The organism is Mycolicibacter heraklionensis (assembly GCF_019645815.1).
GTDB lineage: Bacteria > Actinomycetota > Actinomycetes > Mycobacteriales > Mycobacteriaceae > Mycobacterium > Mycobacterium heraklionense.
Window position 1 is genome coordinate 319,093 of the sequence record NZ_CP080997.1, and the last position, 22,067, is coordinate 341,159.

The 22,067-nt window shown below is 67.2% G+C and carries 17 protein-coding genes and 1 tRNA gene; 10 read left to right on the forward strand and 8 right to left on the reverse strand.

What is annotated here, in order from left to right; genetic code table 11:
• Window positions 1-15: 15 nt before the first annotated feature.
• Window positions 16-930 carry an alpha/beta hydrolase family protein gene (locus tag K3U94_RS01500; RefSeq protein WP_220695348.1) on the reverse strand — a complete coding sequence of 305 codons (915 nt, stop codon included), beginning with the start codon at window positions 928-930 and terminating at the stop codon, window positions 16-18.
• Between the two features lie 136 nt (window positions 931-1,066).
• On the opposite strand from K3U94_RS01500, the gene K3U94_RS01505 reads away from it, so the two are divergent.
• The 7 genes from K3U94_RS01505 to K3U94_RS01535 all read left to right on the forward strand — a co-directional run bounded on the left by K3U94_RS01505 (window position 1,067) and on the right by K3U94_RS01535 (window position 9,473).
• Window positions 1,067-1,936, forward strand: a complete 870-nt coding sequence (locus tag K3U94_RS01505; protein WP_220695349.1) for a helix-turn-helix domain-containing protein — start codon at window positions 1,067-1,069, stop codon at window positions 1,934-1,936.
• 4 nt (window positions 1,937-1,940) lie between these two features.
• Window positions 1,941-2,843, forward strand: coding sequence for a LysR family transcriptional regulator (locus tag K3U94_RS01510; RefSeq protein WP_047320435.1), 903 nt, complete (start codon window positions 1,941-1,943; stop codon window positions 2,841-2,843).
• 107 nt (window positions 2,844-2,950) lie between these two features.
• On the forward strand, window positions 2,951-4,072 hold the full coding sequence (locus K3U94_RS24260) for a PucR family transcriptional regulator (RefSeq protein ID WP_220695350.1): 1,122 nt from the start codon (window positions 2,951-2,953) through the stop codon (window positions 4,070-4,072).
• A gap of 199 nt (window positions 4,073-4,271) precedes the next feature.
• Window positions 4,272-4,601, forward strand: coding sequence for a hypothetical protein (locus K3U94_RS01520; protein WP_220695351.1), 330 nt, complete (start codon window positions 4,272-4,274; stop codon window positions 4,599-4,601).
• 195 nt (window positions 4,602-4,796) lie between these two features.
• Window positions 4,797-6,539, forward strand: a complete 1,743-nt coding sequence (locus K3U94_RS01525) for a GMC family oxidoreductase (RefSeq protein WP_220695352.1) — start codon at window positions 4,797-4,799, stop codon at window positions 6,537-6,539.
• Window positions 6,540-6,794: 255 nt separating this feature from the next.
• The gene (locus tag K3U94_RS01530; protein ID WP_220695353.1) at window positions 6,795-7,949 is read left to right on the forward strand and encodes an NAD-dependent formate dehydrogenase; all 1,155 of its coding nucleotides are present in this window, start codon (window positions 6,795-6,797) and stop codon (window positions 7,947-7,949) included.
• Between the two features lie 75 nt (window positions 7,950-8,024).
• Window positions 8,025-9,473, forward strand: a complete 1,449-nt coding sequence (locus K3U94_RS01535; protein WP_220695354.1) for a catalase — start codon at window positions 8,025-8,027, stop codon at window positions 9,471-9,473.
• On the opposite strand, the gene K3U94_RS01540 is transcribed toward K3U94_RS01535, so the two are convergent.
• From K3U94_RS01540 to K3U94_RS01555, 4 genes are all read right to left on the reverse strand, one after another.
• Window positions 9,454-10,437, reverse strand: a complete 984-nt coding sequence (locus K3U94_RS01540) for an FUSC family protein (RefSeq protein WP_220695355.1) — start codon at window positions 10,435-10,437, stop codon at window positions 9,454-9,456. The two genes, K3U94_RS01535 and K3U94_RS01540, sit on opposite strands and share 20 nt — an antisense overlap.
• Window positions 10,438-10,463: 26 nt before the next feature.
• The gene (gene selB / locus K3U94_RS01545; RefSeq protein ID WP_220695356.1) at window positions 10,464-12,260 is read right to left on the reverse strand and encodes a selenocysteine-specific translation elongation factor; all 1,797 of its coding nucleotides are present in this window, start codon (window positions 12,258-12,260) and stop codon (window positions 10,464-10,466) included.
• 12 nt (window positions 12,261-12,272) lie between these two features.
• Window positions 12,273-13,580, reverse strand: a complete 1,308-nt coding sequence (gene selA / locus K3U94_RS01550; RefSeq protein ID WP_220695357.1) for an L-seryl-tRNA(Sec) selenium transferase — start codon at window positions 13,578-13,580, stop codon at window positions 12,273-12,275.
• Window positions 13,581-13,602: 22 nt separating this feature from the next.
• Window positions 13,603-13,697, reverse strand: a tRNA-Sec gene (locus tag K3U94_RS01555).
• Window positions 13,698-13,804: 107 nt separating this feature from the next.
• Between K3U94_RS01555 and K3U94_RS01560 the strand changes: the two genes are divergently transcribed.
• The 3 genes from K3U94_RS01560 to selD are packed head-to-tail and all read left to right on the forward strand — an operon-like array spanning window position 13,805 to window position 16,823.
• A complete protein-coding gene (locus K3U94_RS01560; RefSeq protein ID WP_220695358.1) occupies window positions 13,805-14,710 on the forward strand; it encodes a metal-dependent hydrolase in 906 nt (301 codons plus the stop codon).
• Between the two features lie 38 nt (window positions 14,711-14,748).
• Window positions 14,749-15,846, forward strand: a complete 1,098-nt coding sequence (locus K3U94_RS01565) for a PDR/VanB family oxidoreductase (protein WP_220696621.1) — start codon at window positions 14,749-14,751, stop codon at window positions 15,844-15,846.
• Window positions 15,843-16,823, forward strand: a complete 981-nt coding sequence (gene selD / locus K3U94_RS01570; RefSeq protein WP_220695359.1) for a selenide, water dikinase SelD — start codon at window positions 15,843-15,845, stop codon at window positions 16,821-16,823. The genes K3U94_RS01565 and selD overlap by 4 nt, the downstream gene beginning before the upstream one ends.
• Window positions 16,824-16,832: 9 nt before the next feature.
• Here the strand turns inward: selD and nrfD are convergent, their stop codons facing one another.
• Genes nrfD through fdnG form a run of 3 tightly spaced genes read right to left on the reverse strand, consistent with a single transcriptional unit; the run spans window position 16,833 to window position 22,029 of the window.
• On the reverse strand, window positions 16,833-17,888 hold the full coding sequence (gene nrfD, locus K3U94_RS01575) for an NrfD/PsrC family molybdoenzyme membrane anchor subunit (RefSeq protein ID WP_220695360.1): 1,056 nt from the start codon (window positions 17,886-17,888) through the stop codon (window positions 16,833-16,835).
• Window positions 17,885-18,847, reverse strand: coding sequence for a 4Fe-4S dicluster domain-containing protein (locus tag K3U94_RS01580; protein ID WP_047320426.1), 963 nt, complete (start codon window positions 18,845-18,847; stop codon window positions 17,885-17,887). Before K3U94_RS01580 ends, nrfD begins: the two co-directional genes overlap by 4 nt.
• On the reverse strand, window positions 18,847-22,029 hold the full coding sequence (gene fdnG / locus K3U94_RS01585) for a formate dehydrogenase-N subunit alpha (protein WP_220695361.1): 3,183 nt from the start codon (window positions 22,027-22,029) through the stop codon (window positions 18,847-18,849). Before fdnG ends, K3U94_RS01580 begins: the two co-directional genes overlap by 1 nt.
• Window positions 22,030-22,067 lie beyond the last annotated feature (38 nt).

Here is a 22,067-nt window from a genome sequence, read left to right on the forward strand (position 1 = left end):
AAGTCGTCCCGCAAATTACCTGCGGTGATTGTCGAACCAATCGATGGCCACCTCGGGGTGCTCGCCGAAGTAGTTGTAACCGTCGAAGCGCCGGGTGGTGCCCTCGATCCAGTGCAGCTTTTTGTCGGCTGCGGGTATCGCGTCGTAGATCGCCTGCACGTCCTGCGGCCGGGTCATCACGTCGTCGTGCACCTGGACCACCAGGGTGGGAATCTCAATCGACTTGGCGTACTCGATCGGTGACTGCTCGGCGAGATGAAAACCGGTCCGCTCGAACACCGTTTGGTCGAACCGCTGGTAACCGTCGGGAATGTCGTTGCCCTGCACGAAATTCTCGACGATCGGGTCGGCCGACACCGGCTGCAACAGGATCAGTGACTTGATGTGCTCGAACTCCTCCGGGTACTTGGCCAGCGCCACGCAGGTGGAGTCGGCCCCCAGGCAGACGCTGAGCAGGAACGTCTCCATCGAAGCGGTGTCCGGGCGGGACTTGGCGTAGCGCACCGAACCGATCACGTCCTGGTACTCCACCAGGCCGATTCCGGTACCGCGCTCGCGTGACCCGCTCAGCCCGTGGTTGCTCATGTCGTAGCACAAGATGTTGTAGCCGGCGTCGTGCAGCGCTTTGTACTCCGGCAGGAAGTTCACCTCGAACCCGCCCAGCCCGCCGAACTGGGGGAGGTGTCCCGGGTAACCAGAGCGGTTTCCAGGCAGGAAATGGTTGTGGATGATCAACCGGTTCGAGTCGGCGGGGATGAACCAGCCCTCCAGGCGAACACCGTCCGACGACGGAAATGACACGTCCTCGTACTTCAGGTCGACCTCACCCGGGTGATGCAGGATGGGTGCGCGCAACCCGCCCGTCCTACCGCTCGTCCACATGTCGACAAAACCGTCGAACGCGGCCTGGGCCTCATCGTGACTGGGCATCTTCGCTGACCTCCTCGCATGGGAAACGATTGCTGAGCTCGACGCTACGAGCCTGCGCACCGGCCCGACAGGTGCTGGTTATAGGGGTACTGCCAGTTCCTGCCTGACATCTGCGCCGATTGCCTACCGTTGCGGTATGGACATCGGCCAGGACATCAAGGGCTTCTTGATGACCCGGCGTGCCCGGATAACCCCTGAACAGGTCGGGTTACCGCCCGGGCGGCGGCGTCGGGTCCCCGGGTTGCGGCGCGAGGAGGTGGCCCAGCTCGCCGGGGTCAGCATCGAGTACTACACCCAGATCGAACGGGGACACGTGGCCGGCGTCTCCGATGAGGTTCTGGACGCCGTCGCCGGAGCCTTGCAGCTGACCGAAGCCGAGACGGCTCATCTGTTCGATCTGGCCCGAGCCGGCGCGGTCAAGCCTGGGCGGCGGCGGACGACGCGCCGGGCCGGCGTGGCCTTGCCCGACGGGGTGCAGCAGTTGCTGGACAGCATGGTCGGCGCCCCGGCTGTGGTGCTCAACGGGCATCTCGACGTGGTCGCCGCCAACGCGCTGGGGCGTGCCCTGTACGCGCCGGTGTTCGGCCGCACCGGCACAACGCCGAACCTGGCCCGGTCCGTCTTCTTGGATCCGTCGGCCGACGCGACCTTCCCGGACTGGTCCGCCGCCGCCGACGACGTGGTGGCCCTGCTGCGAGCCGAAGCCGCCCGCGCACCGGACTCCCCGGCGATAGTCGCGCTGATCGGTGAGCTGGCCACTCGCAGCGAACCGTTCCGCACCCGCTGGGCCGCCCACAATGTCAAGGCTCACCACCACGGCGCCAAACGATTCCGGCATCCCGCGGTCGGAGAACTGACGCTGACGTACAACGCCTTCGAATTGCCCGGCGCCGACGGGTTGTCCCTGTTCGGTTACACCGCCGCACCGCACTCGCCCGCCGAACAGGCGCTGAAACTATTGGCCAGCTGGGTCGCCACCGAACAGCAACGGATCGTGGTCGAATAGGCCCATGCTGTTTCGTCAGCTCGAGTACTTCGTTGCTCTGGCCCGGGAGCGGCATTTCGCGCGTGCCGCGGCCGCCTGCTACGTATCTCAACCCGCCCTGTCGGAGGCCATCCGCAAGCTCGAACACGAGCTGAAGGTTCCGTTGGTCCGGCGCGGACAGAAGTTCGAAGGCCTTACCCCCGAGGGTGAGCGCCTGGTGCTGTGGGCGCGGCGCATCCTGGCTGACCGCGACGCGCTCAAGCAGGAGGTGACCGCGCTCCAGACCGGCCTCACCGGGGAGCTGCGGATCGGGGTCATCCCGGCCGCCGCGAGCACGGTCGCACTGCTGTCGGACCCGTTCTCCGCGGCACACCCGTTGGTACGAGTGCAGTTGGAGACCAGTCTGCGCACCGCGGAGATCGCCGAACGGGTGCGTCGGTTCGAGCTGGACGCCGGCATCATCTACCCCGACCGCGACGACACCGCAGATCTCACGGTCACCCCGCTGTATGAGGAGCAGCAGGTACTGATCGCCGGCAGCGAGCTGCTCACCGGTCAGACCGACACCATCAGCTGGTCGGACGTGACCGAGTTACCGATGTGCCTACTCGCCGAAGGAATGCGCGGCCGGCGGTTGATCGACGACGCGCTGGCGAGCCGGGACCTGGCGCTGGTCCCCAGGCTGGAGACCGATTCTTTCGTCGCGTTGCTTGCCCATGTGACCACCGGTCGATGGGCCACCATCGTTCCGCAGACCTGGGTGCGGGCCGTGACGCTGCCCGGCACGGTGACACTGCGTCTGCTCGATCCGGACCTGAGTGCTCAGGTGGCACTTGTCACCAGTGCGGCCGAGCCCGGCTCGGTAGTGGCCCGCGCTCTGCTGGAAGTTGCGCAGCGAGTCGATTTCGGAGCCACACCTGCACCCTGATCGGTGGCGCTTATCGCACGGTCGGAATCACGTCTTGGACAGCTCACCACTCACTCCCTGAGACTCAAAACCAGTCCACCGCCGGTGGGTGTCGTGAGGGGGTGATCATGGAGATTCTCGATTCATTGCTGAACGAGAACGCTGACATGGTTGCCCGAATCAGCGGTGCCGTCCTGAGCCGCCTGCCGATATACCGCAGGATGGCGCGAGACGATCTCGACGCCGGAGTTCGGCTTCAGGTGGAGTGGGTACTGCGTTCGGCTGGGTCTGGCTCCACGACGTTGTCCGACGATGACCTCGCAGCGTTTTCTGCATTCGGAGAACGCCAGCAGCGCAACGGTATTCCTTTCGACGACATGATCCGCGCCTGGCAGGTGGGCGTCGAGTCCCTTGTCTCCGGCCTGCGTCAACTCTCCGGACGGTGGGAGACCGAAGATGGTGAGCTCTGGCGGTTCACCGAGTCGATGCTGGCGTCCTCGGCGGTCGCACTGTCAGAGACGGTCACCGGATATCGGCGGGCGGACCGCGACGCAGTCGAGGCACTGGACGCCGAACGTAGCCGGTTCGTCCGGGCTGTCCTGCTGGGCCTCGTCCCGAGCACTGAACTGCGGGTACGCGCTGAGATGTACGGTTTAGACCCGGCGGCTGAATTTGTTGCGGCCCGGGCGCGATTGGGTGACGGCGTTTCTCAACACGGCCTGGAGCTGGCGCTGGGCATAGACGGAGCAGCACCGCACCGCTGCGGAGTGTGCGCGGTGGTCGACGGCGATCTGGCGGCGCTGCTCACCGAGCCGCCGCCCCGCGCCGTCAACGGGCAGATCGGCTATGGGCCGCCCCGGAAGCTGGAACGGCTGGCCGATTCCTACCGGCTGGCGGCGCGCGCGCTGGTCACTGTGCAAGCCTGCAAGCTGACGGGGGCCTATGACTTGGAGTCCCTGGGCTTGCGCTCCGCGGTGGCGGTGGACGTCGATATGGGCGACCTGTTGCGGCGCCGCTACCTGGAGCCGCTGGTGGCCGGTGGGAACGGCGAAGATCTGATCGCCACGTTGCGGGCCTATCTGGCCTGCGGGATGCATGTGGAGAGCACCGCGACGCGGCTATTCGTTCATCAGAACACCGTGCGTTACCGGCTGGCTCGTTTCGAGGAGCTCACCGGAACTAGCCTGCGGGATACCGAAGTGCTGATCGAGTTGTGGTGGGCGCTCGAACTTTCCGCGATGCACATGTAGAAGCCGCCAAAGTAAGGACAGAAATCTCGGACGGATCTCCGTAGCTACGGAATTGCCGTTGAGGAACAGTCAAGCGCAGGGCCGAGTAGGTCTACCCGGAGAACCGCGCTGGACTGCGCTGCATGTTTGGCGGGACGGTGTGCACTCGTCTTTGCGAGGTGATCGCACGAATATCCGGCATCTGAAGACACGAAATTGCTTGGGCCTGACGGTGATCTTCGCCAGTCTGTTGGGGATCAGTCTGACCGGCGCCGATACTGATCCGGTCGTGGGTGACGACGAGGTGGGCGTGGGCGAAGAAAGAGTGATCGACTATGCGGTCACCGCCGCCGGGGCTGTGTGCACCATTATCGGCAGGTACCCGAACCTTCATGGAGTAGTCGGTGTAATGCAGGGCCTCGCTGAGGATTCCGGGTTCAGCGACGAGCAAGTCGGCGAGGTCGTCACGCTGTCGGTGTTGGCTGAGTGTCCGGAACACGTCGGACTTCTACAGCGGGTGCCGGCGGGACACCGCGCGAACATTCAATGAAAAGCTTTGGGGTAAAGACTAATTCACCTCACAGCAAGGTTGCTGTTGCCGGGCAGGCGTTCGTGCCGAGCGCGGCCTTTGGAGTCGCCACCAAAGCCGACCGGGGAATCTCGGAGTCGGCTCCGTAGATACCTGGTGGCGGGCGAAGGCAGTCTGCAAGACGACAGCGATGGTTCCATACCTCAGGAGGAAGAGATGGCCAACGTACCCGACGGAGCCCATTTTGATTTTGTCATCGTCGGCGGCGGTACGGCGGGTAACGTCGTCGCGGGCCGTCTCTCCGAGAACCCCAAGGTCAAGATCCTGATCGTCGAGGCCGGTGTAGGTAACCCCTGGGACGTCGACATGGTCAGTACGCCGGGGTTGGCTATGGACATCCGCCACACCGAGTCCGACTGGGACTACATGGCCACGTTCGTCGACCGCGGTGTCTGGCGGCGCACCGACAAGAACTGCACACGGGGCCGGGCCCTTGGCGGCAGCTCGGCCGGCAACTACTTCAGCTGGGTCCCCGGCTGCAAGCCGACCTATGACCGGTGGGCGGAATACGGTGGCCAGGAATGGACTTGGGAGCCCCTTGTTCCGTACCTCCGCAAGAGCGCCACCTACCACGACGACTCCGGGACATTCTCGTCCGACCTTCACAAGATCGGCAGTGGCGGCCCGCTGCCCATCTCGCACAACCTGATCCCTGAACTGCAGGCCTTCCGCGACGTCATCACGCAGGCCTGGACGTCACGGGGCCTGCCTCTCATCGAGAACTACTTCGACGGCGAGATGAACGGCCTCACCCACGCGGTCAACAGCATCTACAAAGGCGTGCGCTCGGGCAGCTACCTGTTCGTCAAGGACAAGCCCAACATCACCATTCTGTCGGAGGTGCGCTCCAAGCGGCTGATCATCGACTACGCCACTCGCACGGCCAAGGGCGTGACGATCATCGACGGCCTCGGCAATGAGCGCAGCTACTACGCCGACCGGGAGGTCATCCTCTCCCAGGGCGTCTTCGAAAGCCCCAAGCTGCTGATGCTCAGCGGTATCGGTCCCGGCCGCGAGTTGCACAAGCACGGCATCGACGTGCTCGTCGACTCTCGCCACGTCGGCCAACACCTGCTCGACCACCCCGGCGTCCCCTTCGTGCTGCGCATCAAAGAGGGCTTTGCTTTGGACAGCATTCTGCTGCGTGACGGGCCCAAAAAGGATGCGGCCATCGCCGCCTACCAGAAGGACCACTCCGGGCCGCTGGGCTCGGGTTTCCTGGAGATGATCGGCTTCCCGCGGATCGACTCGTACCTGGAGAAGGACCCGATCTATCGCGAGGCCAAGGCCGCCAACGGTGGGCTCGACCCGTTCTCGCCGGAAGGGCAACCGCACTTCGAACTCGATTTCGTCCCCGCCTTCGGCAGTGCGTTCCAGTGGCAGTACCCGACCCCGTCCGAAGGCGACCACATCACGGTCATGGTCGATATCGTCCGGCCGACTTATGACGGCGGCAACGTGACGCTCAACAGCGTTGACCCGCTCGAACAGCCGAACATCAAGCTGAACTACCTCTCCAACGAGCTCGACATCATCGGTTTGCGCGAGGGCGTCAGGTTCGCCTACGACATCCTCACCAAGGGTGACGGTTTCAAAGACATCGTCGTCGGCGAGTACCCGTGGGAGATGCCGCTGCACTCCGATGAGCTGATGAGGGCGTCCATTCAAGACCGCGTGCAGACGTCGTATCACCCGTGCGGCACCAACCGGCTGTCCAAGAACATCGACCAGGGCGTGGTCGACCCGAAGCTGAAGGTCCACGGGGTCGACAAGCTGCGTGTCATCGATGCGTCCGTCTTCCCGATCATCCCGGACTGCCGCATCCAGAACACCGTCTACATGGTCGGTGAGAAGGGCGCGGACCTGATCAAGGCTGATCACAAAGACCTGTTCAAGTGATGCTCGCCTGTCGGTCTCGGCCGGGCCGATAGGCGTCGCCTATCGGCCCATCGGGACCGCGTCTTGGACAGCTCAAAAACTGCCGAGAAGACTGAAAGGTGCCGAGGAAACGACGAATTCACCGACTCCATTCGACAAGCGGGTTTGTATTCGCCACCGAAGCGGGCACAGGGATCCCGGGCCACACGCCCCTGGATTTCCGGCCGATAACCGCAAGATGCTGCTCCTTGCAGCCCAGATTTCAAGGAGAGAACGATGGCGAAGTGTGTGATGGTGCTCTACCCCGACCCGGTGACCGGATACCCGCCGAAGTACGCCCGCGACAGCATCCCGGTGATCGAGAGCTATCCGGACGGCTCGACACTGCCGACCCCGTCGAAAATCGACTTCACCCCCGGCGATCTGGTGGGCTGTGTCTCGGGGGCATTGGGGCTGCGGAAGTTCTTCGAGGAGAACGGCCACGAGTTGGTGGTCACGTCCGATAAGGATGGACCGGGCTCGGAGTTCGAGCGCGAGCTGCCGGACGCCGACATCGTGATCTCCCAGCCGTTTTGGCCGGCCTACATCACCAAGGAGCGGTTCGCCAAGGCGCCCAAGCTGAAGTTGGCGCTGACCGCGGGCATCGGATCGGACCACGTGGACCTGGCCGAAGCGCAGGCGCGCGGCGTCACTGTTGCCGAGGAAACCTGGAGCAACAGCATCAGTGTGGCCGAGCACGCGGTGATGCAGATCCTGGCGCTGGTCCGCAATTTCGTTCCGTCCCACCAGGTGGTCGTCGACGGCGGGTGGAACATCGCCGACTGCGTACAGCGCTCCTACGACATCGAAGGTATGGATGTCGGGGTGATCGCCGCCGGACGGATCGGGCGGGCGGTGCTGGAGAGGATGAAGCCGTTCGGCGTGAAGCTGCACTACTTCGACGTCCACCGGCTCTCCCCGGAGTTGGAGCAGCAGCTCGACGTCACCTATCACCCGGATGTCGAGTCGTTGGCCCGGTCGGTGGACGTGGTCTCCATCCACTCGCCGTTGATCGCCCAGACCCACCACATGTTCAACGAGAAGCTGTTGGGCTCGATGCGGCGCGGCTCCTACATCGTCAACACCGCCCGGGCCGAGGAGACCGACCAGAAGGCGATCGTGGCGGCATTGAAGAGCGGCCAGCTTGCCGGCTACGCCGGTGACGTCTGGTACCCGCAGCCACCGCCCGCCGACCACCCGTGGCGCAGCATGCCCAACCAGGCCATGACACCGCACATGTCCGGCTCCAGCCTGTCCGCGCAGGCCCGCTACGCGGCCGGCACCCGGGAGATCCTCGAAGACTGGTTTGCCGGCAAGCCGATTCGCTCGGAATACCTGATCGTCGAAGGAGGCAAGTTCGCCGGCACCGGAGCGAAGTCCTACGCGCAGTAACCCGTGCCCAGCTAGTTCACGCCGAATCGATCTCGGTCACAGCGGCTCCATCCTCGACAGTAAGGAGATAGGGACATGACGGACAACTTCACGACGACCGATGGGGGCGCTCCGGCGCCGACCAATGATCAGTCGTTGACGCTGGGCCTGAACGGCCCGATTCTGTTGCAGGACACCTACTTGATCGAGCAGTTGGCGGCGTTCAACCGGGAACGCGTTCCCGAGCGTCAGCCGCACGCCAAGGGGGCCGGAGCGTTCGGCCGTTTCGAGGTCACCGGTGATGTCAGCGCCTACACCAAGGCGGCGGTGTTCCAACCCGGCGCGGTCACCGATGTGTTCGTGCGGTTGGCCGGTAACGCCAGCGAACGCGGCAGCGCTGACACACTGCGTGACACCCGGGGATTCTCGGTGAAGTTCTACACGTCGGAAGGCAACTACGACATCGTCGGCAACAATGTGCCGATCTTCTTCATCCGGGATCCGCTCAAGTTCCCCAACCTGATTCGCGCGAACAAACGTCGCGCGGACAACGATTGCCACGACCACAACATGGTGTGGGATTTTTTCACCCAGTCGCCCGAGTCCGCGCATCTGGTGACCCTGGTGATGGGGGACCGGGGCATCCCGAAGACGTATCGGCATATGAACGGCTACGGTTTGCACGCGTTCAGCTGGGTCAATGCCAACAGCGAGATCGCTTGGGTCAAGTATCATTTCAAATCCGACCAGGGCGTGGAGTGTCTGACCCAGGAGGAGGCCGACCGGCTGGCCGGCACCGACCCGGACTGCAATCAGCGGGACCTGTTCGACTCGATCGCCCGCGGTGAGTTTCCGAGTTGGACGCTCAAGGTGCAGATCATGCCGTACGCGGATGCCAAGACCTACCGGTTCAACCCGTTTGATGTGACCAAGGTGTGGCCGCATGCCGATTATCCGTTGATCGAGGTCGGTCGGATGACGTTGGACCGCAACGTCACCGATCACCACACCGAGGTGGAGCAGGCCGCGTTCGGTCCGCACAACATCGTGCCGGGAACCGGGCTGAGCCCGGACCGACTGCTGTTGGGCCGCAGTTTCGCCTATGCCGACGCCCACCGCGCCCGCATCGGGATCAACCACCACCAGATCCCGGTGAACGCGCCGAAGGTGCCGGTGCGCAGCTACTCCAAGGACGGCCGGATGCGGGTGCAGAATGTGTCCGACCCGGTGTACACACCCAACACCGTCGGTGGGTCGGTCGCCGATCCGGGGCGAGCAGCCGAAGTCCACTGGGCCGCCGACGGGGAGATGGTCCGCGAGGGCTACACCCTGCACCCCGCGGACGACGATGTAGTCCAGGCCCGCAGCCTGCTGCGTGACGTCATGAACGACGAGCAACGGCAACGCCTGGTCCACAACGTGGTCCTGAACGTCTGCGACGGTGTGAAAGAGCCTGTGCTGTCGCGGGTCTTCGACTACTGGCGCAAGATCGACCCCGAAATCGGCGACCAGATCGAACAGGATGTCATTGCGGCGCGAGGCTGATGACCCGGCCCAGTTCGTCGATGCAGGTGTCGATGGCGGCAGTCAGCAACGGCGCATTGCTGGACTGTGCCACGACCGTGTGACTGCGGGCCGATGTCACATGCGCCGCTGCGGCGGCAGTCTCGTCACGGGTGAGGGCGGAGGCTGCCGCGGCGAGCTCACCGACTGCTTCCTGGACCGGTTCGTTGAGCGGTTCGGCGGTCCCGGTAATGGTGCGCGCCAGTTGGACGACCGAAGTGGACAGCAGGGACAGTTGCGCGGCCTGGCGATCGGCGGTACGGGTCGCGGCGCGCAGTGACCAGCGAAGCGGGCATATTCGCGCCAATTGTTCAGCGGTACCGCGAGCTTCGGTCAGGCGCGCGAGCCGGTCGTGCAGTGCAGCCGCGACTGACAGCATCCAGTCGGAATCACCGGTGTGGCAATGTGTCTGAGCGAGGACGTCGCGCACCGCTGTCAGTACTTCGACGCGGGCATCCTGCAGGACATTTACCGGGTTTCTGGGGAAGATCAGGATGCTGAAGATTGCCGCGATCCCGCCGCCGACCAGCGCGTCGAACAGCCTCTCCGTTCCGATACCGCTGTGCGGCAGGGACAACACGAGGATGGCTGAGATGACCGTCTGGTTGACGAACATCGGACGGTGCTGCAGGAAACCCCGCCCGACCAGCAATGCCGTAGACAGCGAGACCAAGACGACTACGGCCATCGCGATAGGTCCGGTACCCAGCAGCATGTTTACCAAGCTGCCCAAACCGATACCCAGTCCCACTCCGATCACCATCTCGATCGCGAGCTGGGCGCGGACCACGTTGGTCGCCCACATGCACACCGACGCGGCGATCGGCGCGAAGAAAGGGGCAGCATGGTCGAGCACATCGCGAGCCAGGTACCAGGCCGCGCCCGCGGCCAGCGCGGTCTGCAGGATCGCCCACCCGGTGGCTCGCAGTCCCGACGTACCGATCATGTTGCCAGCAAACCGCATATGACGGATCAACGCACGACTTCCCGGTGGACCGTGTCGATCCGGCGGGTCCAGCCGCGGGCATCGAGATACTCCAGCAGCGGGATCGCCACCCGCCGAGTGGTGTTCAGCGCCTGCTTGGCTTCGGTGGCGGTGAAAGGCTGCTCCAGCAATGCCAATTCGCGCATCGCCAACGCGGGCGCGGTCGGGAGCAGCACCAGATTCTCGGTGAGCCGCAACAGCCGCCCGACTCGTTCGGCTGCCGCCAGCTCCCGGACCCCCAGGTGCAGGGCGGCCAGATCGTCGGCCTCCGGGGCGTGAAACGGAGCCGTGGTCAGCCGGGATTCCAACTCGGCGATCGCGCCCTCGGCCGGGCCGAGGTCGGCACGGCCCCCCGGCAGCCGAATCAGCCCGTCGCGCTGCTCCAACCCTGCGTCGCGCACCAGCTCGTCGAGCAGCGCCGGATCCGGTAGCGCGAGCAGATCCGCGGCCGCGCCCCGGGACAGCCCGGCGGACAGCGGATCGCGTTCCCGTTGCTCACGCACCGCGCTCTGCAGTCGGTCCTGCCAAGCCTGATACGTCGCCGCGTGCACCCACCAGCCCTGAATCACCGTCACCTCCGCTGGCACCGGGGAGAGCTCGTACCCAAGTAGCTGCAGCCGGCGCTGCGACACCGCGCCGCGGCGAGCCACCTCGGCGAGGACCCGGCGGGCCTGGTCGGTCGGGTCGGTGGCGGCCAGCTCGTCGGCGCGGCGCGCCGCGTCACCGCGCCGGCGGAGGGCAGGCGGATCGGCGTCAAGCACCACCACCCCGCCCAGCACGCGGCGGGCCCCGGGGTCGCGCAAGATCAGGTGATCCGAAAATGTCAGCGGCAGAGGGTATTCCAGAGTGATTCGGGCGTGTTCGGCGCCGAGACGCCGCAACCGGGCGGGGACCGCAGCCGTGCCCAGGTGCACCACGAGCCGCTCGGGTGCCTCGGCCAGCGGGTAACCGGCGCTGTGCCGAACATCGGCCACCGTGGTGGCCAGCCACTCGTCAGAGCTCACCAGGGCGTCGCCACGGCGCACCTCGCCGGTGGGCACCCCGCGCAGATTGACCGCTACCCGCACCGTGGGGCGCAGTGCCGTGTGCTGCTCGCCGCAGCTCTGCAGCCCCCGGATGACCACCGCCCGCGACTGGCCGCGATCCAGCAACTGCAGGTGATCGCCGGCGGTCAGGGTGCCCGCGGTCAGGGTGCCGGTCACCACCGTCCCGGCGCCGGTGATGGTGAAGGACCGGTCGACCCACAGCCGCACACGACCGGTGTTCGCAGGGGCTGGAAGTTCGGCCAGCAGGTCGTCGAGCGCAGTACGCAGCGTGTCCAGCCCGGTGCCGTCCACCGCCGACACGGCCACGATCGGGGCGTCACGCAGACCCGTCTGGGCCAGTTCGGTTCGGACCTGTTCCGACACGTCGGCGACACGTTGACCGGTGGCCCGGTCGACGCGGGTGAGCACCACCAGCCCCTGCGAGATACCCAGGGCCGCAATGGCATCGCGATGATCATCCGACTGCGCCCGCCAGCCCTCGTCGGCGGCGACTACGAAGCACACCACCGAGGCCGGTCCCAGGCCGGCCAGCGTGTTGGGCAGGAACCGTTCGTGGCCCGGGACATCGACGAAGGCCACCCGCCGGCCCGACGGCAGCGCGGTCCAGGCGAAGCCCAGGTCGATGGTGAGCCCGCGCCGGCGCTCCTCCGCCCAGCGGTCGGGTTCCATTCCGGTGAGTGCCCGCACCAGGGTGGATTTGCCGTGGTCGACGTGGCCGGCGGTGGCTATAACAAACATGGACAAACACGCTCACCCGATCCGGTCGAGCGCGGCCCGCACCGCGGCCAGCAGCCGTGAGTCGTCGGCTTCCGGCACGCAGCGCAGATCGATCAGGCAGGCGCCGTCGTGTACCCGGGGCAGCACGGCGGGATCGCCGGTGCGCAGTGGGGCGGCGGCCGCCTCGGGCAGCCGAACCGCCCAGCCCGACAGCGGGACTCCCGGAGCGCCGCCGCCGCCGACGCGGCCGTCGTGGGCGACGACGGTGGCACCGACCGCGGCAGCCAGCCGCTCGGCGCGGGAACGCAACTGGTCTGGGTCGGCGTGCAGCGCTCGGGTCACCGGTGCGGCGGCGCCGGACACGGTGGCCTCCAGGGCGGCGAGGGTGAGCTTGTCGGCGCGCACCGCGCGAGCCAACGGGTGCCGAGCCAGCCGCGCGATGACCCCGGCCCGGCCCAACACCACCCCGGCCTGCGGCCCGCCGAGCAGTTTGTCGCCGCTGGCCGTCACGATGTCGGCGCCGGCGGCCAGCGTGGTGGCCGCATCCGGCTCGTCGGGCAGCAGCGGATCGGGCGCCAACAGTCCGCTGCCCAGATCGGCCACCAAGGCCACGTCGTGTTCGGTTGCCAGTGGCCGCAATTGCGACAACCCCACCGACGCGGTGAAACCGTGGACGGCGAAATTGCTGGGATGCACCTTGAGGATGCATCCCGTCTGGGGGCCGATGGCGTCGGCGTAATCGCGCAGGTGGGTGCGGTTGGTGGTGCCGACCTCCCGCAGCCTCGCCCCGGTGGAGGCGATCAGGTCCGGTAGGCGAAAACCGGCCCCGATCTCGATCAGCTCGCCCCGGCTGACCACCACCTCCCGGCCGGTGGCCAGCGCGGTGGTGGCCAGCACCAGAGCCGCGGCACCGTTGTTGACCACCAGCGCGTCCTCGGCGACCGGGCAGGCCGCCAGCAGGGCGGCACGCGCCGCGACGCCACGTTTGGAGCGGGCGCCGCTGGCCAGGTCCAGCTCCACATCAACGTAGCCGCTGGCCGCCACCAGCGCCTCGACCGCCGCCGTGGACAGCGGTGCTCGACCCAGATTGGTGTGCACCACCACCCCGGTGGCGTTGAGCACCGGCCGCAACGCCGTCCCGTTATGCCTCGAAAGACCTTCCAGAACAGCGCTTTCGACCTGTTCGGGTGCCAGGTCGCCGCGCCGCGCCCGATCCTGGGCGTCACGCACCAATCCGCGGACCACATGCTCGCCCAGCCGTGCTCGGGCCGCGCGGACCGGAGGCAGCATCAACAGTGCATCGGTGCGCGGAATGGCGCGGCGCGGATCGGCGTCGGTCACAGCTCCTCCTCCGATACCCGGCTGGCGGAGGCGGACGGGAATCGAACCCGCCAGGCCGAGCTACTCGGCCTCACCGGTTTTGAAGACCGGGGAGCCCACCAGGACTCAGACGCCTCCGCTGATCAACCTAAACCTTCAGTCGATTGTGGCGGGAGAACGGACCGGTCAGCGGTGAAAAACGCGCCGAGATCGTGGGTAGCATGGCCCCGAAGGAGGCCACGACCATGACGAGCCAAACCAAGCCGGCCGTGGGCGGGCATATCTACGAACCGGCCGGCGTCGAGATCCACGCCCGCAACGTCGAGTTCGACTGGTCACAGACCCCGCTGCACTGGATCCGGGGCGAGCCGGTGGCCTCCGACGTGGTGAGCATTCTGCACCTGATCCTGCCCGAGGGCGAGCGGTGGTTCTGCGAGGTCTTCAACGAGGCGCTGCCCTACGTCAAAGACGAGGATCTGGCGCGGGCCATGCGCGGCTTCATCGGCCAAGAGGCCATGCACGCCGAGTCGCACGACAAGGCGGTAACCCAGTTCCTGGAAGCGCGCGGTGTCGACACCGCGCCCATACTGCGGCAGTTCGAGTACCTGTTTCGCCGGCTGCTGGCGCCGCGCACCCAGCGGTTCGCCCGCACCCGTTACAACGACATGGTGCAGCGGCTGTGGCTGATCGCGGCGGTCGAGCACTACACCGCGATCCTGGGTGACTTCGTGCTGAACTGCTCGTGGGACGACTATGACGTCGACCCGACGATGGCCGACATCTGTCGCTGGCACGGCGCCGAGGAGATCGAACATCGCTGCGTGGCACACGATGTGGCGAACTACTTTCACCCCGGCTACCTGAACCGCTGCCGGGCCATGATGGTCGCGCTGGTCTATCTGGTGTTGATGATTCACCGGGCGATCGGCTTCATGTGCCGCTCCGACGACACCATCAGCCATTCCTATTTCTGGCTGTGGCGCCAGTACCTGCGCGGGTCGCGGCGCAACATCCTGCCCCAGCTGCGCCAGGTGCTCAAATACACCGTCGTCTACTTCAAACCGTCATTCGACCCCGCGTCCATCGGCTCCACCGCGCAGGCCGTGGCCTACCTGGCGACCTCGCCGGCGGCGCGGAGGGCGCGGCGTTGACGTCGGGACACGATTCGGCGGGATCGCGATTCCGGCCGCTGGGCGAAATTCCGGACGAGATTCCGCCGCAGTTGTACGGGCGGTGGCGCCACGACCCGCTGTTGCGGTTCTCGAATCTGCTGGCCAAGATCGCGTTCCCGACGTTCAGCGTGTTGATGCGGCGCTGGAAGCTGGCCGAGCCGGAGCGCACCCGCGAGTTGCGGGTGGCCGCGCGTGAGATCGTCGCGCATGACAAGGACGTGGTGGCGCTGACCCTGGTCGCCACCGACGACAAGCCGCTGACCCGCTGGACACCCGGCGCGCATCTGGACCTGCTGCTGCCCTCGGGGCGAATGCGCGAATATTCGCTGTGTGGGGACCCCGCCGACTCCGACAGTTACCGCATCGCGGTGCGCCGCATCCCCGACGGCGGCGGTGGGTCGATCGAGGTGCACGACACGTTGCAGCCGGGCAGCACGGTCATGATCAAGGGTCCGCGCAACGGCATGCCGATGGCCGTTCCCGGCTTCGGGTCGCGGGCGCAGCGTCTCCGGTTCGTCGCCGGCGGTATCGGGATCACCCCCATTCTGCCGATGATGCGCGCCGCCGAGCGCCTGGGCCTGGACTGGTCGATGGTCTACACCGGCCGCTCGGTCGACACCATCCCGTTCATCGCCGAGGTGGAGCAGTTCGGCGACAAGGTGGCCGTCCGTACCGACGACACGCACGGGCTGCCGACGGCCGCCGATCTGATCGGCGACGTGCCGGTGCCGACAGCGCTGTACGCGTGTGGGCCACCGGCAATGCTCGAGGTGCTCCGTGAGGGGCTGATCGGCCGCACCGATGTGGAGCTGCACTACGAACGGTTCTCTGCCCCACCGGTTCTGGACGGCAAGCCGTTCTCCGTGACCCTGGCCAAAAGCGGCACCACCGTCCCCGTCGGTGCCGATCAGACGGCGTTGGCTGCGATTTTGCAGGTCAACCCCGCCACCCCTTACTCGTGTAAGCAGGGGTTCTGCGGCACCTGCCGGGTGCGGGTGCTCGACGGGGAGGTAGACCACCGAGATCAGACCCTGACCGCTACCGAACGTGCCCACGGCGACATGCTGATCTGCATCTCCCGCGCGGCCGGCGACCACCTCACCATCGACGCATGACCGGCGTGCGATTGACCGGCTACGCCCACGGCGGCGGCTGCGCGTGCAAGATTCCCCCCGGCGAGCTGGAAGACGCGGTGCGCGGGCTCACCGGGCAGTCCGGCAAGGACGTCCTGGTGGGCCTCGACGACGGCGACGACGCTGCGGCCGTGCTGGTGCGCGATGACCTCGCCGTGCTGTCCACCGCGGACTTTTTCACCCCCGTCGTCGACGACGCCTACGACTGGGGCCGGATCGCGGCCGCCAACGCGCTCTCGGACATCTATGCGATGGGCGGGCGCCCGGTGGTCGCGATCAACCTGGTCGGCTGGCCGCGGGAAACGCTGCCCCTGGAGTTGATGACTGAGGTGCTGCGCGGCGGTCTGGCGGTGGCCGAGCAGGCAGGCTGCCCGGTGATCGGCGGCCATTCCATCGACGATCCGGAGCCCAAGTACGGCATGGCGGTCACCGGGACAGCCGACCCGAACCGGTTGCTGCGCAACGACGCCGCGCGACCCGGCCTACCGCTGACCTTGACCAAACCGCTGGGGGTGGGGCTGCTCAACAACCGGCACAAGCGCACCGGCGAGGTGTTCGAGCAGGCGATCGCGACCATGGTCGAGCTCAACCGCGACGCCGCCGAAGCCGCGTTGTCGCTGGGCGTGCGGGCGGCCACCGACGTCACCGGTTTCGGGCTGCTCGGCCATCTGTACAAGATGTGCCGCGCCTCGGGGGTGGGTGCGGTGCTCGACCGGTCCGCGGTGCCGATCATCGAGGGAGCACCCGAAGCACTGCGTGACGGCTACGTCTCCGGCGGCACGCACCGCAACCTGGACTGGGTGCGCCCGCACCTGCGGCCCGGGCCCGGGGTCGGCGAAGACGACTTGCTGCTGCTGGCCGACGCCCAGACGTCCGGGGGTCTGCTGGTCGTCGGCGAACTGCCCGGGCATCCGGTGATCGGGCACACGGTGGCGGGCAGCGGAATCGCGGTGCGATAACCCTCTGAGCTACCCGGCCGTCGTGATGGAATCCCCGGTCATGCCCGCCGCCTGCCGGGCCGCCAGCCGGCGCTTCTGCGGCTCAATGGTGTAGCGCGGATCCTTCGCCGATTCGATCCCGGCCTCGAACACCCCGAAGCGGGTCAGCGCCGAGGCGCCCAGCAGCGCCAGCCCCGACAGCGCCGCCACGCCGCGGTGCCGCCCGCCCAGCAGCGTCCCGATACCTCCGGCGATCGCCAGCCGTTCACTCCACCGCAGCATCGCCCCGGCGCGGCCCTCATGCAGCGGTTCGGCGGCGACCGGGTCCATCCGATGCTCCATGGCCCGGGTGGCGACGACATCGCCGAGCACCCCGAGCACGGCCAGTCGTCGGGCCGGCCCGGCCTCACGCACCGGCGTGGTCAGCATGGCCAAGCCGCCGGAGGCCAGGCTCGCCGAGCTGACGAACACGAACGGCAAGTCGCGGTGCGCACCGTGCCAGGTCGGGGTGGCGGTGTCGCCCAGCAACACCGCGGTGTAGACGGCCAGCGGCGCCGCGAACACCGCGGCCTCCAAGCCGGCCGGGCCCTCCACAGCGCGCAGCACGCCACGCAGCGGGCCCAGCGGTAGCCGCTGGCCCGACAACCGATCCAGCTCGGCGGCCGCCGCCACCGACGTGCCCGCACCAAACGCCGACAGGATCCACGAGCCCAGGCTCATCGGTGACGTCAGTTTGATGGTGCGCAGCATGTTGACGAAGCGTTCCGGGCGGCCGAGGTCGCTGATCAGGGCCGCGGCGCTCAACACGATTGCCCCCAGCGCCGCCAGCCGGGAGTTGCGTCGCAACACTTTCCGGCCGGTCAGCTGGGCACCGGCGGCCAGCAGGCCGGATCCCCCCGCCACACCGCCCAGGAACAGGTACGCGGCGATCTCGTGCTTCCACGGTGCGGGCTTGACCACCGGACGGCCGTAGTAGGAGCTGAACTGCACGTCGGGGACCATCGGCATCTCACGGCCACCGTCGCCACCGCCGCGGCGCCGGCGCTTGCCGCCCCCGCGGCGAGGACCATCGGACACCATGCTCATGAGCGTCCCCCCAGGAAGGCGACCGCCGCGGCGGCAAGCATCCCGGCTGCGGCCAGCGCCGACCGCTTGAACATCGTCGGCAGGTCGGCGGTGCCCACCCGCGGGTCGGGCGGCAGTCCGTACACCTCCGGCTCGTCGAGCAACAGGAAGACCGAGCCGGTGCCACCGACACCGTCATGCTCGTTGGCGCCGTAGAGCCGCGCCTCGGTGCGGCCCTGGGCATGCAGCTGGGCCACCCGCTGCCGGGCCCGCTGCACCAGGTCGTCGTGGTCACCGAACCGGATCGACTGCGTCGGGCAGGTCTGCGCGCACGCCGGCGGTTGGCCGTCGACCAGCCGGTCGTAGCACAGCGTGCACTTCTGGGCGACTCCGGTGTTGGGCACCGGTTCGGGGCCGCGGCCGGTCTTGGGTGCCGCCGTGCCGTCGGTGCGACGCTCGATCACCCCGAACGGGCACGCCGGCACACAGTTTCCGCAGCCGTTGCAGACGTCTGCCTGCACCACCACCGTGCCGAACTCGGTGCGAAACAGCGAACCCGTCGGGCATACGTCCAGACATCCGGCATGCGTGCAGTGCTTGCAGACGTCCGAGGACATCAGCCAGCGGAACTGGTCGGTGTCGGGTGGCGCGACCTCCGCGGTGTCATCGGGCATCTTCGGCATGCCCAGGCTGACCAGTTGTCGGCCGGATTCGCGGGCCTCCTCGATGCGGTCACGGCCCTGCTCGATGAACGCCACATGCCGCCACGTGCTGGCGCCCAGTGCGCCGGTGTTGTCGTAGGAGGACCCGAGTAACTCCAGCGGGCCGTCCTGCGGGTTGTGGTTCCACTCCTTGCACGCCACCTCGCAGGCTTTGCAACCGATGCAGATCGACGTGTCAGTGAAGAACCCCTTGCGGGGGTGTTGTGGCGACCACCTGGCGTCGGCGGCGGGGTCGGTCGGCCCGGACAGTTGGCCCATCAGTCCCGCCTTTCCAGATCGATGTCGGCATTGCCGGTCTCCGGCGTTGCGCCGGAACGACTTTGATACTCGGCGATCAGGCGCAGCAGCTCCTCGCCGTGTGGCCGCCGGCCCGGCCGGATATCGCACGAACCCGCTTTGGATTCCTGGATCTGCACGTTGGGGTCCAGGGTCACCCCGAGCAGATCGTTGGCCGCATCCCCGCTGACCACCGCGTCGCCGCCGACTCCCCAGTGGTACGGCAACCCGATCTGGTGCACGGTGTGGCCGCCCACCATCAGTGGCGTCATCCGGTCGGTCACCAGCACCCGAGCCTCGATCGCCGCCCGCGGGGAAATGATGGTGGCCCAGCCGAAGTTCTCCAGCCCCCGCTCGGCGGCCAGCGCCGGGGAGACTTCGCAGAACATCTCCGGCTGCAGCTCAGCCAGGTACGGCAGCCAGCGGCTCATGCCGCCGGCGGTGTGGTGTTCGGTCAGCCGGTAGGTGGTGAACACGTAGGGGTAGACATCGGCGCCCGGCTCCCCGGCGCTGGGGGCCGTCAAATTGTCTTTGCGGGGGAACGTGATTCGGGCGGGGTTGCGCTGTTGGCGATAGACCGCATTGGCGATCGGCGACTCCTGCGGTTCGTAGTGGGTGGGCAACGGCCCGTCCACCACGCCCTTGGGTGCGAACAGCCAGCCCTTGCCGTCGGGTTGCATGACGAACGGGTCGTCGCCGGCCAACGCGTCCGGCCCGCCCAACGCCGGATCCGGTCGGGCGTTCGGCGCGCGGTCGATCACGAAGTCGGGCACGTCATTGCCCACCCATCGGCGCAGCTGCTCGTCCCACCAGACGTAGCGCTTGCGTTCGCTCCACGGCACACCGTCCGGGTCGGCCGAGGCCCGGTTGTAGAGGATCCGCCGATCGGCCGGCCAGGCCCAGCCCCATTCGGATTGGTTGGGGCTCGGCCCGCCGCGAGGCACCCGGCGGGCGGCCTGGTTGATCCCACCGCCATATACCCCGGCGTAGATCCAGCAACCGGCGGCCGTGGACCCATCGGCGCGCAGCTCGGTGAAGCCCGAGACGCACCGATCGGCGTCGGGACCGGCCAACTGGTGCCCGTTGATCTCGGCCAGCACGAACTCCGGGTCGGGGTCACCGTGCTCATCGACCGGGTAGTCCCAGACCAGATCCAACAGCGGCCGGTCGCGCGGGTCAGTGGAACCGGCGAGGCGAGCCCGAATTCGGTTGCCCAGCTTGATGAAGAACTCGAGTTCGCTGATGCAGTCGCCCGGTGGGGCGACGGCCTGATGGCGCCATTGCAGCAGTCGCTGCGTCTGGGTGAACGTCCCGGCCTTCTCGACATGGCTGGCCGCCGGCAGGAAGAACACCTCGGTCTCGTTGTCTTGCGTGCACAGCTCCCCGGAGGCGATCTCCGGGCCGTCCTTCCACCAGGTGGCCGACTCGATCAGGTTCAGGTCCCGCACCACCAGCCACTTCAGGTGCGACATGCCCAACCGTTGCTGACGGCCGTTGGCCGAGCCGACCGCCGGGTTCTGGCCGAGCAGGAAGTAGCCCTCCACTTCGTCGTTGAGCATTCCCGTCACGGCCTGATAGGTGCCGTGTGGCCCGGTCAGCCGGGGCAGGTAGTGATAAGCCCAATCGTTGTCGGCCGTCGCGGCGTCCCCCCACCACGCCTTGAGCAGGCTGACCAGATACGCATCGGCGTTGGCCCAAAAGCCTTTCTGGCTCTTCGACCCGACGCGGTCCAGGTACTGCCGCAGGGTGTCGTCGCGCCCGGCCTTCGGCATCGGCAGATAGCCGGGCAGCATGTCGTAGAGCGTCGGGATATCCGTGGAGCCCTGAATGCTGGCATGCCCGCGCAATGCCATGATCCCGCCGCCCGGCCGGCCCACGTTGCCCAGCAGCAGTTGCAGGATGGCCGCGGTGCGGATGTACTGCGCCCCCAGGGTGTGCTGCGTCCAGCCCACCGCATAGGCGAAACACGTGGTGCGCTCGCGCCCCGAGTTGGCCGTGACCGCGCGCGCCAGGTAGTCGAACATCGCAGGGTCGATACCGCAGACGTCGTGGACCATCTCCGGGGTATAGCGCGCATAGTGCCGCTTGAGGATCTGGAAAACCGTGCGCGGGTGCTGCAGCGTCTCGTCAGTGCTGGGCGCACCCGCCTCGTCGCGTTCGTATGTCCAACTCGACGGGTCGTACTGCCTGGTCTGCGGATCGAAGCCGGAGAACAACCCACCCAAGTCCTCGGTGTCGCGGAAGTCCTCACTGACCAGCGTCGCGGCATTGGTGTAGGCGAGCACGTATTCACGGAACCACAGGTCGTGGGTGAGCACGTGGTTGATCAGCGCACCCAACAGCACCACGTCGGAGCCGGCGCGGATCGGAATGTGCTTGTCGCACACCGCTGACGTGCGGGTGAACCGCGGGTCGACGTGGATCACCACCGCGCCGCGGGCTTTGGCCTCCTCCACCCACTGGAAACCCACCGGGTGGCATTCGGCCATGTTCGAGCCCTGGATGACGATGCAGTCGGCATTCGCCATGTCTTGCAGGGTTTGCGTCGCTCCACCGCGACCGAAGGAGGCTCCCAGACCGGGAACCGTGGCGGAGTGTCAAATACGAGCTTGGTTATCGACCTGTATGACGCCCGCGGCGGTGAAGAGCTTCTTGATGACGTAGTTCTCTTCGTTGTCCAGTGTCGCGCCGCCCAGCGAGGCGATGCCCATGGTCCGCCGCAACGGCCGGCCCTCGGCGTCGTGGTCCTGCCAGGCGTTGCGCCGCGAGGCGATGAAACGTTCGGCCACCATGTCAATGGCGGTGTCCAGTTCCAGCGGCTGCCAATCCGTGGCGCGGGGCGCCCGGTAGAGCACGGTGACCTGCCGGCCGGGCGAGTTGACCAACTGTTCGCTCGCCGACCCCTTCGGACACAGCCGCCCGCGCGAGATCGGCGAATCCGGATCGCCCTCGATCTGCACGACCTTCTCGTCCTTGACGTAGACGCGCTGGCCGCAGCCGACCGCGCAGTACGGGCAGACGCTCTGGACCATCCGGTCGGCGGTAGCGGTTCGCGGTGCGATACTGCGGGTGTGTTCGGAGGTGACGGACGGGCCGCGGCCGAACACGTCGCCGGTGCGCAGTTGCCGGATTACCGGCCACTCCAGGAATTTTCGCTGAACCATCTGTGAATGCTAACGCCGTTGGCATCCGGGCGTCCGGC

What these genes read in the sequence shown, in the direction of transcription:
- K3U94_RS01500 (WP_220695348.1), bottom strand. Translation starts at nt 930, where the DNA reads ATGCCCAGTCACGATGAGGCCCAGGCCGCGTTCGACGGTTTTGTCGAC.
- K3U94_RS01505 (WP_220695349.1), top strand. Translation starts at nt 1,067, where the DNA reads ATGGACATCGGCCAGGACATCAAGGGCTTCTTGATGACCCGGCGTGCC.
- K3U94_RS01510 (WP_047320435.1), top strand. Translation starts at nt 1,941, where the DNA reads ATGCTGTTTCGTCAGCTCGAGTACTTCGTTGCTCTGGCCCGGGAGCGG.
- K3U94_RS24260 (WP_220695350.1), top strand. Translation starts at nt 2,951, where the DNA reads ATGGAGATTCTCGATTCATTGCTGAACGAGAACGCTGACATGGTTGCC.
- K3U94_RS01525 (WP_220695352.1), top strand. Translation starts at nt 4,797, where the DNA reads ATGGCCAACGTACCCGACGGAGCCCATTTTGATTTTGTCATCGTCGGC.
- K3U94_RS01530 (WP_220695353.1), top strand. Translation starts at nt 6,795, where the DNA reads ATGGCGAAGTGTGTGATGGTGCTCTACCCCGACCCGGTGACCGGATAC.
- K3U94_RS01535 (WP_220695354.1), top strand. Translation starts at nt 8,025, where the DNA reads ATGACGGACAACTTCACGACGACCGATGGGGGCGCTCCGGCGCCGACC.
- K3U94_RS01540 (WP_220695355.1), bottom strand. Translation starts at nt 10,437, where the DNA reads ATGATCGGTACGTCGGGACTGCGAGCCACCGGGTGGGCGATCCTGCAG.
- selB (WP_220695356.1), bottom strand. Translation starts at nt 12,260, where the DNA reads ATGTTTGTTATAGCCACCGCCGGCCACGTCGACCACGGCAAATCCACC.
- K3U94_RS01560 (WP_220695358.1), top strand. Translation starts at nt 13,805, where the DNA reads ATGACGAGCCAAACCAAGCCGGCCGTGGGCGGGCATATCTACGAACCG.
- selD (WP_220695359.1), top strand. Translation starts at nt 15,843, where the DNA reads ATGACCGGCGTGCGATTGACCGGCTACGCCCACGGCGGCGGCTGCGCG.
- nrfD (WP_220695360.1), bottom strand. Translation starts at nt 17,888, where the DNA reads ATGAGCATGGTGTCCGATGGTCCTCGCCGCGGGGGCGGCAAGCGCCGG.
- K3U94_RS01580 (WP_047320426.1), bottom strand. Translation starts at nt 18,847, where the DNA reads ATGGGCCAACTGTCCGGGCCGACCGACCCCGCCGCCGACGCCAGGTGG.